At 63.2% G+C, this 15,552-nt stretch carries 16 protein-coding genes; 6 read left to right on the top strand and 10 right to left on the bottom strand.

The genetic code is table 11. The features are described from left to right. Positions 1–29: 29 nt before the first annotated feature. The 8 genes from FPJ27_RS16275 to FPJ27_RS16310 all read right to left on the bottom strand — a co-directional run bounded on the left by FPJ27_RS16275 (position 30) and on the right by FPJ27_RS16310 (position 10,294). Positions 30–1,271 carry an aromatic ring-hydroxylating dioxygenase subunit alpha gene (locus tag FPJ27_RS16275; RefSeq protein WP_204421805.1) on the bottom strand — a complete coding sequence of 414 codons (1,242 nt, stop codon included), beginning with the start codon at positions 1,269–1,271 and terminating at the stop codon, positions 30–32. A 52-nt stretch (positions 1,272–1,323) separates the two neighbouring features. Then, positions 1,324–2,109, bottom strand: coding sequence for an electron transfer flavoprotein subunit beta/FixA family protein (locus FPJ27_RS16280; protein ID WP_204421806.1), 786 nt, complete (start codon positions 2,107–2,109; stop codon positions 1,324–1,326). Further along, positions 2,106–3,272, bottom strand: coding sequence for an electron transfer flavoprotein subunit alpha/FixB family protein (locus FPJ27_RS16285; RefSeq protein ID WP_204421807.1), 1,167 nt, complete (start codon positions 3,270–3,272; stop codon positions 2,106–2,108). The genes FPJ27_RS16280 and FPJ27_RS16285 overlap by 4 nt, the downstream gene beginning before the upstream one ends. Positions 3,273–3,276: 4 nt before the next feature. Then, entirely contained in the window at positions 3,277–5,202 is a 1,926-nt protein-coding gene (locus tag FPJ27_RS16290; RefSeq protein ID WP_204421808.1) for a (Fe-S)-binding protein, read from the bottom strand. Positions 5,203–5,204: 2 nt separating this feature from the next. Continuing rightward, positions 5,205–7,268 (bottom strand): NADH:flavin oxidoreductase, encoded by a 2,064-nt coding sequence (locus tag FPJ27_RS16295; protein WP_204421809.1) that lies wholly within the window; start codon positions 7,266–7,268, stop codon positions 5,205–5,207. A 68-nt stretch (positions 7,269–7,336) separates the two neighbouring features. Next, a complete protein-coding gene (locus tag FPJ27_RS16300) occupies positions 7,337–7,870 on the bottom strand; it encodes a DUF5943 domain-containing protein (protein ID WP_006488993.1) in 534 nt (177 codons plus the stop codon). Between the two features lie 137 nt (positions 7,871–8,007). Next, on the bottom strand, positions 8,008–8,979 hold the full coding sequence (locus FPJ27_RS16305; RefSeq protein WP_204421810.1) for a dipeptidase: 972 nt from the start codon (positions 8,977–8,979) through the stop codon (positions 8,008–8,010). A gap of 40 nt (positions 8,980–9,019) precedes the next feature. Continuing rightward, entirely contained in the window at positions 9,020–10,294 is a 1,275-nt protein-coding gene (locus FPJ27_RS16310) for a serine hydroxymethyltransferase (RefSeq protein ID WP_072441970.1), read from the bottom strand. A 448-nt stretch (positions 10,295–10,742) separates the two neighbouring features. Between FPJ27_RS16310 and FPJ27_RS16315 the strand changes: the two genes are divergently transcribed. Then, positions 10,743–11,768: a GlxA family transcriptional regulator gene (locus tag FPJ27_RS16315; RefSeq protein ID WP_072441971.1), complete on the top strand. Its 1,026-nt coding sequence runs from the start codon at positions 10,743–10,745 to the stop codon at positions 11,766–11,768. 50 nt (positions 11,769–11,818) lie between these two features. Here the strand turns inward: FPJ27_RS16315 and FPJ27_RS16320 are convergent, their stop codons facing one another. Together FPJ27_RS16320 and FPJ27_RS16325 are read right to left on the bottom strand one after the other, a co-directional pair. Next, positions 11,819–11,998 (bottom strand): hypothetical protein, encoded by a 180-nt coding sequence (locus tag FPJ27_RS16320; RefSeq protein ID WP_146120860.1) that lies wholly within the window; start codon positions 11,996–11,998, stop codon positions 11,819–11,821. A 73-nt stretch (positions 11,999–12,071) separates the two neighbouring features. Next, positions 12,072–12,224 carry a hypothetical protein gene (locus FPJ27_RS16325; RefSeq protein ID WP_204421811.1) on the bottom strand — a complete coding sequence of 51 codons (153 nt, stop codon included), beginning with the start codon at positions 12,222–12,224 and terminating at the stop codon, positions 12,072–12,074. 256 nt (positions 12,225–12,480) lie between these two features. Here FPJ27_RS16325 and FPJ27_RS16330 point away from each other — a divergent pair, with 256 nt between their 5' ends. From FPJ27_RS16330 to FPJ27_RS16350, 5 genes are all read left to right on the top strand, one after another. Beyond that, complete coding sequence (locus tag FPJ27_RS16330) at positions 12,481–13,143, top strand: hypothetical protein (RefSeq protein WP_239483217.1); 663 nt, start codon at positions 12,481–12,483, stop codon at positions 13,141–13,143. Between the two features lie 10 nt (positions 13,144–13,153). Further along, positions 13,154–13,705, top strand: coding sequence for a PAAR domain-containing protein (locus FPJ27_RS16335; protein WP_204421812.1), 552 nt, complete (start codon positions 13,154–13,156; stop codon positions 13,703–13,705). Then, positions 13,692–14,366, top strand: coding sequence for a M35 family metallo-endopeptidase (locus FPJ27_RS16340; RefSeq protein ID WP_204421813.1), 675 nt, complete (start codon positions 13,692–13,694; stop codon positions 14,364–14,366). Before FPJ27_RS16335 ends, FPJ27_RS16340 begins: the two co-directional genes overlap by 14 nt. Beyond that, entirely contained in the window at positions 14,366–14,854 is a 489-nt protein-coding gene (locus FPJ27_RS16345) for a hypothetical protein (RefSeq protein ID WP_239483218.1), read from the top strand. Before FPJ27_RS16340 ends, FPJ27_RS16345 begins: the two co-directional genes overlap by 1 nt. Before the next feature lie 75 nt (positions 14,855–14,929). Then, positions 14,930–15,379, top strand: a complete 450-nt coding sequence (locus FPJ27_RS16350) for a hypothetical protein (protein ID WP_204421814.1) — start codon at positions 14,930–14,932, stop codon at positions 15,377–15,379. Positions 15,380–15,552 lie beyond the last annotated feature (173 nt).

Consider the following 15,552-nt stretch of genomic DNA (forward strand, 5'->3'; position numbering starts at 1 on the left):
TCTAACTCCGCTTGCTGTTCCGCTGACGACTACGCGCCGGTTTTTTCGGCGAGCCGGCCGATGTACCAGGCCGAGAATTTTTCGACGAGACCTTCCGTGTACGGCGAATACGGGCCCGGCTCGTACGCGCTGCTGTTCGCGCCGCGCTGCGAAAATTCGACGAGCGCGCGATCCTGGTCGTTGGTCGCGTTCCACACGGCCGTGAGGTTCTTCACGTCGTAGTCGATGCCTTCCTTCGCATCCTTGTGCACGAGCCACTTCGTGCGCACGAGCGTCTTGCCGGCCGACAGCGGGATCACCGAGAACGTCACGATGTGATCGCTCATGAAGTGGTGCCACGAGTTCGGCTGCGTCCAGAACGACAGCCCGCCGAGATCGGCCTTCTCGAATCCACCAAGCAGCTTCTTCGACGCGACCTTCGCATCGAGCGTCTGCGATTCGCCGCTGCGGTCGAGCGGCAGGCGCTGCGTGCGGAAGCCCGTCACGTCGAGCAGCTTCTCGATCTCGGCGGACGGCAGGCCCATCTCGGCCCACTCCTTCCCGCGCCGGACGCACGTCTCCGCAAACGCGTCCATGCCCTCGGCGTTGGCGTCGGAACGCTGGTAGCCGAAGCCGTATTCGTACAGCGAGATCGTCAGCTCCGGATGGTTCGCGACGCAGTGATAGCACTCGCGGTTGTTCTCCATCGTGAGCTTCCAGTTGCCTTCCTCGATGATGTCGATCTGCGCGGCGATCTTCGTGCTCGGCAGGTCGTGCGGCAGCAGGTACGGCTCCATCTCGGCGCGCATCTTCGCGAAGTCGACCGGCGGCTCCTCGGCGAGGCAGATGAAGATCAGGCCCGCGAGGTTCTCGACGTGCACCGACTTCAGGCTGTGCTTGCAGCGGTCGAACTGCTCGCCCATGTGCTCGGCGAACATCAGCTGGCCCGTCAGGTTGTAGGTCCAGCTGTGGTACGGACACACGATGTTGCCGACCGAGCCTTTGTCCTCGTTGCACAGGCGCGCGCCGCGGTGACGGCATACGTTGTGGAACGCGCGGATCGCCATGTCGTCGTCGCGCACGATCAGGATCGAATCGCTCCCCAGTTCCACGGTCAAGTAGTCGCCCGGCTCGGGAATGTCCGGCTCGACCGCCACCTGGATCCAGTGCTGGCGGAAAATCGCCTCCATGTCGAGCGCGAAAATTTCCTCGCTCGTGTAAAACGGTGCGTCGAGGCTGTGCCCTACCTTGCGCCGCTCGATCAGTGCACGAATGTCTGCCGATACTTTCATCGTTTGCTCCGGATTCCTTGCATCCCTGGGTTCTTGCCGACAGGCATCAAAATCAGTAGTCGATGAGCTGATGCTCGCGCAAATACGCGAGGATCACTTGTGCTTTTTCGACCGAACTCCCTTCATTTACGACGTTGCCGCCACGGCTTTCGGTCGTCGTCGCGGACAGCATCCGGGCATGCCCGGAGCGCTTCTCGGCGGCAACCAGTTTTACGGGTTTACGCTCAACCGGACCGACCGTCCACGCGGCCGCGTCGGCGTCCGCGCCGGGCGCCGCGAGCGCCGGCCGGATCGCGCCGGCACGCAGCCGCGCATACGCGTAGCGCGGCTCGGCATTGGCGAGCGGATGGACGGCGACGACGGCCGGCAGCGCGGCGTCGACGCGGCGCCGCAGCCCCTTCGGCAAAAATTGCCGAACGGCCGCGCGGCCGCCTTCGATCGTCAGGTCCACAGCCGAGCCGACGAGCGGATAGCCGAGCGCCGCGGCGACGCGATACGGCAGCATCCCGGTGTCGTATGCGCCCTCGGCGCGCGTGCCGGTCAGCACGAGGTCGTAGCCCTCGATGCGCGCGGCGAGCGCGTGCACGGCATCGTCGCCGTCGCGGCAGGCCAGCACTTCGACCTCCCGCGCGCCCAGCGCGAGATATTCGGCAAGCGCCGCGTTAGCGGGGTCGCCTGCGTGGATCACGTCGAGCTGCGCGCGATGCCGTTCCGCGAGCTGGCGACCGGTTTCGAGCGCGGCCGCGTCGTTGCGGCTGTAGCGCGCGACGCCGCTGACCGGGTGCCGGCCGACGGACACGAGCACCGCGATGCGTTGCAACTGGCGAGGGGCGTTCATGCTGCGACTCCTTCCGGTTCACGGTTGCCGACCGCTGCCGGCGATTGTCCGCGCGCGACCCGCGCGGCCTGCACCTGTTCGATCAGCGCGGCGATCGTCGCCTGTGCATCGCCGACCACCGTCAGGTTCGCGCGCTTCGCGATCGGCGCGCTGCCGTCGAGATTCACCGCGATCACGTGGCGGCAGTCCTTGATCCCCTGCAGATGCTGCACCGCGCCCGAGATGCCGAACGCGATATACACGCTCGCCTCGACCGTCTTGCCGGTCGCGCCGACCTGCTTGTCGCGAGTGAAGTGGCCGTTGTCGACCGCGACACGGCTCGCGCCGATCGCCGCGCCGAACACACCGGCCAGCCGCTCGAACGCGCCGATGTCGGACACGCCGTTGCCTGCCGATACGATGAAATCGGCTTCCTCGAGCGCGACCCGCGCCGCATCGATTTCCTCGAGGCCGAGATCGCGATACGGCTGCGCGGCATCATGGGCCGGGCGGATGAAATCGGCGGCCAGGCGTTCGCCCGCCCCGACGAACGGCAGCTTCGCGTCGACCGCGTTCTGCGCGAGCAGGATCACGTCGGGCAGCCCGCGCGTCGCGAACGCGCGGCCGGCCTGCGCATACGCGCCGACATGCTTCGCGTCGATCTCGACCACGTGGGTCGCGACGCTCGCGCCGGCGACCGCCGCGTAACGCCGGCCGAGATCGCCGTCGCCCGTCGCGTTGTCGGGCACGAACACGTGCTTCGGCGCGAGTGCTGCAACACACGCCTGCAACGCTTGCAATTCGCTTTCAGGGTCGAATGCGCGGCGATCGAAGCCGGCGAGTTCAACCAGCTTGTCGACGCCGAGTTCGGCCACGTCGTCCTTCAATTCGCCGAATGCGAGCAGCGCGACTTCGGTCTGGGCATCGGCGAGCAATGCTGCGGCAGCAATCGCCTGCCGTGCATGCTCGTCGAGCGCGCCGCGCTCGCCGTGCGCGACCACCAGCATCGTGTGCTTCGGCTCCTGCACCGCGCGACGCGGCTTCGCGGCAGCCGCGTGGCCATGCGCGGACCAGTGCGCGGCGCTCGCGTCGGCGCTGCCTTCCTCGCCGAGCGTGATGCGCTTCAGGCCCGCGGCCGTGATGATGAACGGCCGGCGCGGATCGATTCGTTTGATCGTATTCATCGATTCACTCCAGCGAGGCGGCAACGAGTTCGGCCACGTCGAGCACGTCGGGGCGCGGGCCCACGACGCCTTCGAGCATCGCCGTGCAGTTCGGGCACGCAACCGCGACCACGTCCGCGCCGATCGTGCGTGCGTCGGCGATGCGGATGTCCGGAATGCGCTGCTTGCCGGGGATGTCGGTCAGCGGCGCACCGCCGCCACCGCCGCAGCAGCGGCCGCGCATGCCGTTGCGCTCCATCTCGACGACCTGGATGCCGATCGTCTTCAGCAGCTTGCGCGGCGCTTCCGTCTCGCCGTTATAGCGGCCGAGGTAGCACGGGTCGTGATACGTGGTGCGCTTCTCGCGCAGCGCTTCGACGGCCTTCGGCGCGATCTTGCCGCTGTCGGCCAGTTCGGCGAGATAGGTCGTGTGGTGCTTGACCGTCACGCGCAGCCCGAGCGCACGGTATTCGTTGCGCAGGCTGTGCATCACGTGCGGATCGGCCGTCACGATCTGCTTGTACGACAGCGTGCCGAGCGTGCCGATCAGGCGCTTCGCCATCTGCTGGAACGTCGCCTCGTCGCCGAGCCGGCGCGCGACGTCGCCCGTGTCGGTCTCGGTCGAGCCGAGCACCGCGTAGTCGACGCCCGCCTTGTTCAGCACCTTGACGAACGCGCGCAGCGTGCGCTGGTAGCGCATGTCGAACGCGCCTTCGCCCGCGACGAACAGCACGTCGACCGGCTTGCCCGGCTGCGCGACGGGCGCGCTCAGGTCGACCGACCAGTCGTAGCGCGCGGCCGTGTCGTAGCCGCCCATCGTGCCCGTCTCGCGCAGGTTCGCCAGTACTTCCTGGCCCTTGCCCGGCACCGAGCCGTGCACGAGCGTGCGGTTGCGGCGCATGTCGACGATCGCGTCGACGTGCTCGATCAGCATCGGGCATTCCTGCACGCACGCGCGGCAGGTCGTGCACGACCACAGCGTCTGTTCTTCGATCAGGCCCGACACGATCGGGCCGTTCGGCTCGCCGCGATGCTGGCCGACCGGGATGCCCGGAGTCGGACTGCCCGCGTACGCCGCATCGGTGCCGCCGGCCATGCCGACCACGAGATCCTGGATCAGCTTCTTCGGGTTCAGCGGCTGGCCCGACGCGAACGCGGGGCACGCGGCTTCGCACTTGCCGCACTGCACGCACGCGTCGAAGCTCAGCAGCTGGTTCCAGCGGAATTCGACCGGCTTTGCGACGCCGTACTCCTGATGCTCGATGTCCGGCAGCTTCAGTGCGGTCGGCGGCGTGGCCGTGCCGTTGCCCGTGAACGACTCTCGCGTGGCCGCGAAGCGCTCCTGGCGCGGGTGGAAGGCGAGGTGCAGCAGGCCGGCGATCGCGTGCTTCATCGGGCCGCCCTTCGCGGCGCCGACCGTCATCGTGAATGCGCCGATGCCGATCAGCAGCGCGCAGAGCACCGCGAACGCGCCCGACATCGCGCCGGTCGGCACCAGCATGAACAGCACGAGGCCGAGCGCGAACGAGCCGAGCAGCCAGGGCAGCGTATTCCACGGGCCGCGCGACAGGCGGGCGGGCACGTCCTTGGCCGCGCGCCGGCGCCACACGAACACCGCGCCGACCAGCATCGCGAGCGCCGCGAGGAAGATCAGCTTGTCGAGCCACGGCGAATAGATCGCAAGACCGTAGTTGACGAACACCAGCGCGAGCGCGCCGATCGCGCCGCCGGCGGTCGCGACGTGGGTCTTCGCGATATACGGATCGCGGGCGACCACATGGTGCAGGTCGACGAAATAACGCTTCGGAATCGCGAACAGGTTCGCGACGCCGAACGAGCCGGGCGCCGTGGCCCGGCCGAGACGCCAGTAGGACGAACGCTTCGCGACCGCGAACGCGAGCCCCGCCACCGACAGCCACAACAGTGCGGTAATGAGGAGGGACGGATTCATCTTCAGAAATCCTTCACGAGACGCAGCGAGTCGTAGATCGCGCCGTGGACGTTGTGCATCGAGATGCAGTCGCCGACACGGAACAGCAGGAAACGGCCGTTGCCGAGTTCTTCCGACAGGCACGGCTGCGGCTCGGCCGCAAACAGCGTGTGCGGATCGATCTGGCCGCGGTTCAGCGATTCCTGCTTGAGCTTCCAGTACAGCTCGTCGTTCGGCGACGAACCGTTCTCGATCACCACCTGGTCGACCGCGCGCTCCTCCAGTTCTTCCGTGTACTCGTTGCGCAGCACGGCGATCTTCTTGCCGTCTTCTTCATAGACGCGGTCGAGCATCGTGTTCGGCGTGGGGATCACGCCGAGCGCGTACAGGCGGCGATAGAAGATCGGGAACGTCGTGCCGCCGCAATCGTCGGCCACCTTCACGTCCGGCGTGACGACCTCGACCTTCGAGCCGCGGCTCGCCATGAAGTCGGCCACGCCCGCGCCGGCATGGGTGCTCACGCCGTCGAACAACAGCACGTTCTGCTTCGGCTCGACCTTGCCGGTCAGGATGTCCCACGAACTGACGGCCAGGCGTTCGGCCACGCCCCAGCCCGGCACCTGCCACGTGAAGCTCGAACCGCCCGTCGCCAGCACGACGATGTCCGGCTTCTCGGCCATGATCATCTTCTCGTCGGCGGCGACGCCGAGGCGGCGATCGACGCCCAGGCGCTTGGTTTCCATGTCGAACCAGCGGATGATCCCCGACATCTGTTCGCGCTGCGGCGCCTTCGCGGCGATCATCACTTGGCCGCCCACTTCCGCGTTCTTCTCGAACAGCACGACGTCGTGGCCGCGCAGCTTCGCGACGCGCGCCGCCTCGAGGCCGGCCGGGCCGGCGCCCACCACCACCACCTTGCGCTTCGGGCCGCGCGACTTCTCGATGATGTGCGGCATCGTCGCTTCGCGCGACGTCGCGGCGTTTTGAATGCACAGCACGTCGAGGCCGTTGTACTGGCGGTCGATACAGTAGTTCGCGCCGACGCACTGCTTGATTTCGTCCTCGCGGCCGTCGCGGATCTTGATCACCATGTGCGGATCGGCGATCTGCGCGCGCGTCATGCCGACCAGGTCGATCATGCCGTTCGCGAGCAGGCGCTCGGCCTGGCCCGCATCGCGGATGCTCTGCGCGTGCATCACCGGAATCTTCACGACCGACTTGATGCCGGCCGCGAGGTGCACGAACGGCTCCGGCGGCAATGCCATCGGCGGCATGCAGTTGGCGATCGTGTTGTGCGTGTCGCCGCCCGAACCGACCACGCTCAGGTAGTCGATCAGGCCCGTCTCCGACATCGCCTGCGCGATTTCCTTCAGCGCCTCGTGATCGAGGCCGTCCTCGTGGAATTCGTCGCCGCACATGCGCAGGCCGACGCAGAAATCCTTGCCGACCGCCTCGCGCACCGCCGTCAGCACCTCGATGCCGAAACGCAGGCGGTTCTCCAGGCTGCCGCCCCATTCGTCGGTGCGGTGGTTCGAGCGCTTGCTCCAGAACTGGTCGATCAGGTGCTGGTGAGCGGCCGAGATTTCGATGCCGTCCATGCCGGCGGCCTTCACGCGCTTCGCGGCTGCCGCGAAATCGCCGATGATGCGGCGGATTTCCTCGATCTCGATGATCTTCGCGTTGCCGCGGTGCACCGGCTCGCGCACGCCCGACGGCGACATCAGGTGCGGCCAGTGTTCGCCGTGGAACGACGAACGGCGGCCCATGTGCGTCGCCTGGATCATGATCTTCGCGCCGTGCTTGTGCATCGTGTCGGCGAGACGCGTGAGCGGATCGATGATCTTGTCGTTCGACAGGTTCACCGATTTCCACCAGCCCTGCGGGCTGTCGATCGACACCGGGCTCGACCCGCCGCAGATCGCGAGGCCGACGCCACCCTTCGCCTTTTCTTCGTAGTAGCGGATATAGCGGTCGCCCGGCAGGCCGCCCGGCTCGGCATACACCTCGGCGTGCGCGGTGCTGACGATCCGGTTGCGCAGCGTCAGCTGATTCAGCTGCATGGGTTTGAACAGGTGGGGATAACGCATCGCAGGCGACCTCTGGCGTTCGAATGTCTCGTGTTGCGGGTGTTGTTCGGTGTCGGTGAATCAGGGCATCAATGCGCGATCGGCGACACTTCGAAGACGCAGTGGTCGTGATGCTCGGCCGCGCACTGCACTTCCTTCGATTGCGCGCGCGGCGCGCCCTTGCCTTCCGGCGTCGTGTCGTTGACCCAGTCCATCGCACCGGCGAACCAGCCGGCGAACATGTAGCAGAGCTTGCCTTCCTTGCCCGGCTGCTGGAGCACGAACGACGAGTGGCGCAGTTCGATCTTCGCGCGCGCGCTGGCCGGATCGGCCTCGATGATCGAGAACAGGCCCCAGCCGCGCTGCGACAGGCGCTTCAGGTAGTGCTCGAACACGGCCATGCCGGTCAGGCCGTGCAGCTTCGCTTCCTTGTCGCACCAGTGGTATGCGGACTTGTAGCCGGCCTTGTAGAGAATCTCGGCATACGCTTCGACGCCGAGCGCTTCCTCGACCGCGACGTGGTTGTTTGTGAAGAAGTGGCGCGGCACGTACAGCATCGGCAGCGCGTCGGTGGTCCAGACGCCGGTATCGGGATCGACGTTGATCGGCAGTTGCGGTTGCATCGTGGTGACTCCGTGAGGAAAATGGCCGCGCGTCTCGGCGCGCAGGCATGACATCGTCCGCGTGCCCGCGCGGCTTGCGCGGGCACGTCCCGATTTTTATTGTTGAATCGCTGGGGGCTGTCCGGCCGGCGTGACGCTTATGCGCCCCACACGTCCTTGAACACGCGCACCCAGTTCTCGCCCATGATCTTGCGGATGCGCGACTCCTTCCAGCCCGCGCGTTCCATCGCCGCGGTCAGGTTCGGGAATTCGCCGATCGTGCGGATGCCGTCCGGGTTGATCACCTTGCCGAAGTTCGTCAGCTGGCGATAACGACCCTTGTCATGCGTCAGCATGTCGAAGAATTCCTTCGCGAAATCCTGCGTGAAGTCCGTGCCGATGCCGACCGCGTCTTCGCCGATCAGGTTCACGACGTAGTCGATCGCCTCGATGTAGTCGTCGATCGTCGCCTCGATCCCGCGCTTCAGGAACGGCGCGAACATCGTCACGCCGACGAAGCCGCCCGCATCGGCGATCTCCTTCAGCTGCTCGTCGCTCTTGTTGCGCGGATGCTCCTTCAGGCCCGACGGCAGGCAGTGCGAATAGCACACCGGCTTCTTCGAGAATGCGATCGCTTCCGACGACGTGTTGCCGCCCACATGCGACAGGTCGACCATGATGCCGACGCGGTTCATCTCGGTGATCACTTCGCGGCCGAAGTCCGACAGCCCGCCGTCGCGCTCGTAGCAGCCGGTGCCGACCAGGTTCTGCGTGTTGTAGCAAAGCTGCACGACGCGCACGCCCATGTCGTGGAACGCCTCGATGTAGCCGAGGTTGTCCTCGAACGCGTGCGCGTTCTGGAAGCCGAGGATGATCCCGGTCTTGCCGTCCTTCTTCGCGCGGAAGATGTCGTCCGTCGTGCGCACCAGCGTCAGTAGCTCGCCGTTGTCGCGGATCTTCTTCTTCATCACGCCGATGTTGTCGACGGTCTTGGTGAAGTTCTCCCACACCGACACCGTGCAGTTCGCGGCCGTGATGCCGCCCTTGCGCATGTCTTCGAACACCGGTTTCTCGAACTTCGAGATATTCAGTCCGTCGATGATGATGCTGTCCTGATGCAGCGTGCTCATATCTGCCTCTCGCTTGGGTCTCTGGTCTTGTCGGTGTCGATCAGTAAATCGGGAAACGCTCGCAAAGCGCGAAGATCTCGCGGCGCACGCGCTGTTCGGTCGCGTGGTCGCCTTCCGGGTTCGCGCGCAGCGCGTCGAACACTTCGAGGATCAGGCGGCCCACTTCGCGGAACTCCGCGACGCCGAAGCCGCGCGTCGTGCCGGCCGGCGTGCCGAGACGGATGCCCGACGTGACGGTCGGCTTCTCGGTGTCGAACGGAATGCCGTTCTTGTTGCAGGTGATGCCCGCACGCTCCAGCGCCTGTTCGACCGGAGCGCCCTTCAGGCCCTTCGGGCGCAGGTCGACCAGCAGCAGGTGGTTGTCGGTGCCGCCCGTGACGAGATCGACGCCGCCGGCCTTCAGCACTTCGCCGAGCGCCTGCGCGTTCGCGAGCACGTTGTCGATGTAGGTCTTGAAGTCCGCATGCAGCACTTCGCCGAACGCAACCGCCTTGCCGGCGATCACGTGCATCAGCGGGCCGCCCTGCAGGCCGGGGAACACCGCCGAGTTGATCTTCTTCGCGATGTCCTCGTCGTTGGTCAGCACGAAGCCGCCGCGCGGGCCGCGCAGCGTCTTGTGCGTGGTCGACGTGACGACGTGCGCGTGCTCGACCGGGTTCGCATGGCGGCCCGCGGCGATCACGCCCGCGATGTGCGCCATGTCGACCATCAGCTTCGCGCCGACGCTGTCGGCGATCGCGCGGAAGCGCGCGAAGTCGAGCGCACGCGGATACGCCGAGAAGCCGGCGATGATCAGGTTCGGCTTGTGCTCGTGAGCGAGTGCCTCGACCTGGTCGTAATCGATCAGCATCGTGTCGCGGTTCACGCCGTACTGAACGGCGTTGAACCACTTGCCCGACAGCGCCGGCTTCGCGCCGTGCGTCAGGTGGCCGCCCGCATCGAGCGACATGCCGAGCACCGTGTCGCCCGGCTTGGCCAGCGCGAGCATCACCGAGCCGTTCGCCTGCGCACCCGAGTGCGGCTGCACGTTCGCATAACCGGCGTTGAAGATCTGCTTCACGCGTTCGATCGCGAGCGCCTCGACTTCGTCCGCGAATTCGCAGCCGCCGTAGTAGCGCTTGCCGGGATAGCCTTCCGCGTACTTGTTGGTCAACACCGAGCCCTGCGCTTCGAGCACGGCGCGCGACACGATGTTTTCCGACGCGATCAGCTCGACCTGCGACTGCTGACGCTCGAGTTCCTTCAGGATGGCGCTGCGCACCGGCGCGTCGCGCTCGGCAAGGGGCTGCGAGAAGAAAGACTGGGTGTTCGACATAGTGCGTCCGTGACGAAGAATAAAGGGCTGAAACCGAAGCTCAAGGCCCGCTCTGCCTGGGTTTCCTGCTTGTCCAGTGCAAGGCTGCCGACGGCTCTATTCTTGTCGTTCGGATTTTCGGCGGATTGATGAATTTAGACGCGTTCTTTGCCTTTTCCGCCATGCGCGTCCGTTTTATACAAGTGATCGGTCGTGCTTTTTCGGATGACCGATAAAAACGGCGCCGGCCATTCACCTATGGATACGCACTCCGGCAGTGCCTGTGCCGCCCGGTGGGAGTGCGGCGCGTCCCGCATACGGTGCAGTGCAGCATCGGCGTTACGCCCAGACAACGTATGGAGCTAGGGTTTAGCCGTATGGCACGCTTGTTGCACTCGCTCACACAATATCGCAGCCCGATCCGTGCTCGCCGGGCATAAAGCTATTAGAGATTCAAGGAACGCTCCCCATGTCGCCCGACCGCACAGCGTCGCTGTCTCACTTCGCGTTCATGCCTTTACCGAACTTCACGATGATCGCGTTCACCAATGCGATCGAGGTGCTTCGGATGGCGAACTATCTGAGCGGCCAGCCGCTCTACCGGTGGTCGGTAATCAGCCCGGAAGGCGGCCCGGTCACGGCGAGCAACGGCCTCACGGTCGACACGGGCCCGGCCGAATGCGTCGGGCAGCCCGACATCGTGTTCGTGTGCGGCGGCGTCGACGTGCAGCGCGCGACCACGCCCGCCCATCTGACGGCGCTGCGCCGCTTCGCGCGCATGGGGCTGCCGCTCGGCAGCCTGTGCACGGGAACCTATGCGCTCGCGAAGTCGGGGCTGCTCGCGGGCTACGCTTGCGCGATCCACTGGGAGAACATGTCGGCGCTGAAGGAAGAGTTTCCGGATACGCGCTTCCTGAAGGAACTGTTCGTGATCGACCGCGACCGCATCACGTGCACGGGCGGCGTCGCGCCGCTCGACATGATGCTGAACCTGATCGCCGCGCGCGTGGGCACCGCGCGCGTCACGCAGATCGCCGAGCAGTTCATCGTCGAACACGTGCGCGACACCAGCGCGCAGCAACGCATGCCGCTCGTCGCGCGCCTCGGCTCGGCGAACAAGTCGCTGTTCGAAGTGATCTCGCTGATGGAAAACAACATCGAGGAGCCGCTGTCGCGCGAGGAGCTCGCGCGGCTTGCGAACATGTCGCAGCGGCAACTGCAGCGCCTGTTCCGCGAGCATCTCGGGATGACGCCGACGCACTACTACCTGACGCTGCGGCTGCGCCGCGCGCGCGAGCTGCTGCTGCAGACCGACATGTCGATCATGCACATCACGATGGCATGCGGCTTCCAGTCGGCGTGCCACTTCAGCAAGAGCTATCGCGACGCATTCGGCGTCGCGCCGACCCGCGAGCGCCGCAAGCAGGTCGCGCCGCTCGCGCAGGGTGCGGCCAGTGCGAGCCCGGCGTTTCCGACGCATGTGCTGCATGCGTGAACCGCGCGCTGCGCGGTAAAAAATCATGCGGCCTTGAATCCTGATGCCGTTCAGTTAATCAACTGAACGGCATTTTCGTTTGAGAGGAGGCGTTCTCCGGGGATCCGGGCGGCGCCAATCAGCGCCGCCCGTCCAAGCCCGGAAATTTCCGAAAGCAGAAATTCCGCGTCCATCACCTGATCGCATACACCGTCGCCCGGCGCGACGACAGGCGCAATCACATCGGCCATGCGTTTGCAGTCCGCTTGGAGTCGCAACCTCTCTGGCATCGAGCGCAGCGCGAACCTCGATTGAGTGAACAGGTCACAACGCCATCACGACCGCGTTGCGCACACCGTTGGCTGCGATTGATTCGTCGATGCGGCGCAGCATGCCCATCTCCAGGTCGTCGCAGTCGATCCATTCCGCCGCACACGCTGAATATCGAGTCCCCAATGCGTTGGGTCGGCGCTCCATGAACCAAGTTGCATCCACTTGTGGACATGCAGTGCCGACAGCAAACGATCAGATCCGAGATTGCGGCATACCATCCCGTTCGGTTCGTGGACGTCCATACTCGATCGATCGTTCATCCTTCACCTCAGCATTGCCGATCGGCAATTCATCTTATCTTTAGTCGTATTCCTAACGATAAATCATACTCGTCCTATATACAAACCAATCGTTACCGGCGACCTTCCATAGCTCGTTCATACATAGGATGTCCGAGCCTATGACAGGAAAAGAACACACCGATTGTCCGTATTTTCTTCACTCTTCGATCCCGATTTACGCGATGGTGCAGCAGCTACATACCACGCAGATCCGTTCGCCCAATGCAACCGATTCAATGTATAGCGTCAACATGCAAATGATCTGCACTGGCGATCAGTTCATTTGCACATACCTTTCGCCTCTTGACGCAGTCATGGGCTCCCGAGCACTCGTGCGCGGCGACGATCACTTTTGGCCAATCGATTTCCGGCAAGTCGATACCCGTCGTTTTATGAAACAGCATGGCCGACTGTCGGTCGCCGTGAACTATGCCTATGGAGCGACCGAGGGTCGCTTGGTGGTTTCCGATGCGGGTCATCCGCTAATGACCTACACGTCTGCATCCTTCGATGTACCGGTCGAACATCGCGACCACTTCACTATCCGCTTCCCCGATAGCGTGGTCGAACGCATCGAAACAGCGTATCTACGGGCCGGACTATCCGGGTTCAGCGAGACGCTTGACGCAATGGATACGTGGACCGCTGATCAGATAGCCGATGCAGAGGCCGAAGCACTGGCACATATGCCATCGACCATCGTTGTTGAAGGCGCTGCGATCAATCAATTCGCGATCTATGACCCCGAGTCAGCCGATTGGGTCTTTACCAACTTCGATTGAGGAAACGACTATGAGCCGACGAGCAGTCAGGAACGGCGACCCGACGACAACGGGCGGCATCGTCATCGCCGTTACGTCGACGATGTTCAATCACGGCAAACAGGTAGCCCTGGATGGCGACAAGGCGACATGCGGAAATTGCGAGGGGACATTCACGATAGTGGGCGGTGCGCAGCGCATGGTTCACCACGGGCGATGTGTTGCTCTCGAGGGTGACGCCGTACTCTGTCCATGCGGGCAAAACCGACTGATCGCGGGTAGCGACAGCACAATCTTCTACGGTGGCGACGGCGGCCACAATGCGGCGAACCCGTTCGCCGCGCGCTCTGTGTTTTCGCCCACGCGACACACGCCGGCATCGAGCATCCACGACGAACAATACGTGTTGCGCGATGCAGATAGCGGGCGACCGCTCGCGAATGTCCGCTATCGGATTCGCTTATCATCCGGAAAGGTATTTACCGGCAAGACAGACGCAACAGGCCATACGCAGCGCGTTATATCCGCGCATGCGGAATCGCTCAAGTTCGAGATTGCGAGGAACAGAAATGCCGAATCCTGACGACGACTACGTGTTGGTACACAACACGGCCACGACAAACACGACGCCCGGCTCTAAGGTATATGTCGACATCAACACGACGCCGATATGCCCAAACATGAGCAATGAGCAGTTCGCAGAGACCGTTATGCGCGCACGCGACGCGGCCGTCAGACTGATTAAAGACCGGATTGCAGCGGTAGCGCGATGGGACGCGAACGAACAAGCGCGCGCCACAATCTATTTTGGACGTGCTGACGCACAGATTCGCAGCACGTTATCTTCCGGACTACCACGATTGCTTGCCGCGATGCACGATCTGATTCCTGAAAAAATTGTTCGATGGGACAGCCGAGTTAGCAAGAATCTAACTTGCTCGGTCGTACCGGACAACGGCCGAAATCATGCCGCCGTATGCAAACCCGACTCCCATAAACGGGTCATCGCCATCTATTCTAAATTTTGCAGCGATTCGTTTGGCGAGCTGTACCATGCATCAAAAATAAAGATCCTGATTCACGAATGTACGCACTACACCGACACATTCAATTCCGATGACGTCATCTATGGAGACACGGAAATCGGGATGCGAGCATTTGCGATGCAGAACCCAGATCTCGCCATCACGAACGCGGACAGCATCACCGGCTACATTGCAACCTTTGACAAGATAGTCAAATAATGAACAGAAATCCACTAAAATCCGGCTTTGCAGCCTACCTTCTCGCGCTGTCGTCAATGCTGTCCGGCGCTGCGACTGCATGTACGATAGGCGAAGAAGCGCTGGTGCAATTTCCATTCAACAAAACCACATTTTCCAATTCAGACAGAGTGACGATAGCGAATAGCGCTATTGAGGCCAAAAAATGGCCTGATGTAAAAATTAAAGCAATCGTAATTGCCGGCGCTTATATCCACGAAAAAGACATTGAGAAGCTAAAGGATGCACGCGCCGAGAATACGATATCTTACCTACGAAAACTTGGCATCAGCGCCGAAAATATTTTCGTCGACAAAAAGACATTTACCGATGAAATGGTGGAGAAACGGCCCGACGGCACACTCAACATTCATCAGGTAATCGTGGAATTTACACCGATATGTAAAGGTAGCTGTGCATGGATGTGTAACGATCCACGCGTTACGCCACGAAGTAAAGCCATCAATTGACGACCACGGAACGAAACGTCCGCGTGTGCAAACGTTCTTATTCCAACGCCGACAGCATCGCGGGGTACGTCGTCGATGGTGACAAAATTCCTGACTGCCGCCGCGCTCACGTTAAGCTGCGTACATGCAGCATTCGCGTGCGACGGTCCGTCGAACATGCCCGCCCATTACATCGACATTGTTTTCGATACTGATTCGAGTGCTATTTCTCTGACCGAACTATCGAGGTTATCGGCGTGGTCGAGCGACTTGCACAAGCGCTTTCCGATCATCGATACCGTGTGGCTCGTAGGACTGGCCGAAGAAAACGAGCAGGACGCGCAGCAGCTTGCAACGCGACGGGCGGAAAACGTGATGACTGCACTAGGTCAGTTTTCGATCCGTGGCGAGAAAAGCGATTTCGTGGGTCACATTTTCAAGCCGGACGAGTTCGGGCAATCAGGGCGGCGTGTCGAGGTGAACGTTAGTCCGGGATGCCCTGACCACTGTTGCCCGAACCTAAACCCGATACCTAAGACGCACTGACGTTACACGACGCAGTTACCGGCCCGCGCAAAGCGGGCCGCCTTCTTCCTGCCGTTCCAGCGCGTTCTCACGCGTCGCTATTCGTCCGGCCAGCCTAGCTCCCGCGATTGATGGAATGCACACCCATCGATTTCCCAAAATATCGCGATACCGGAATCTGCTACGTATCAACG

The organism is Burkholderia sp. MS455 (assembly GCF_016899445.1).
Lineage (GTDB): Bacteria > Pseudomonadota > Gammaproteobacteria > Burkholderiales > Burkholderiaceae > Burkholderia > Burkholderia pyrrocinia_C.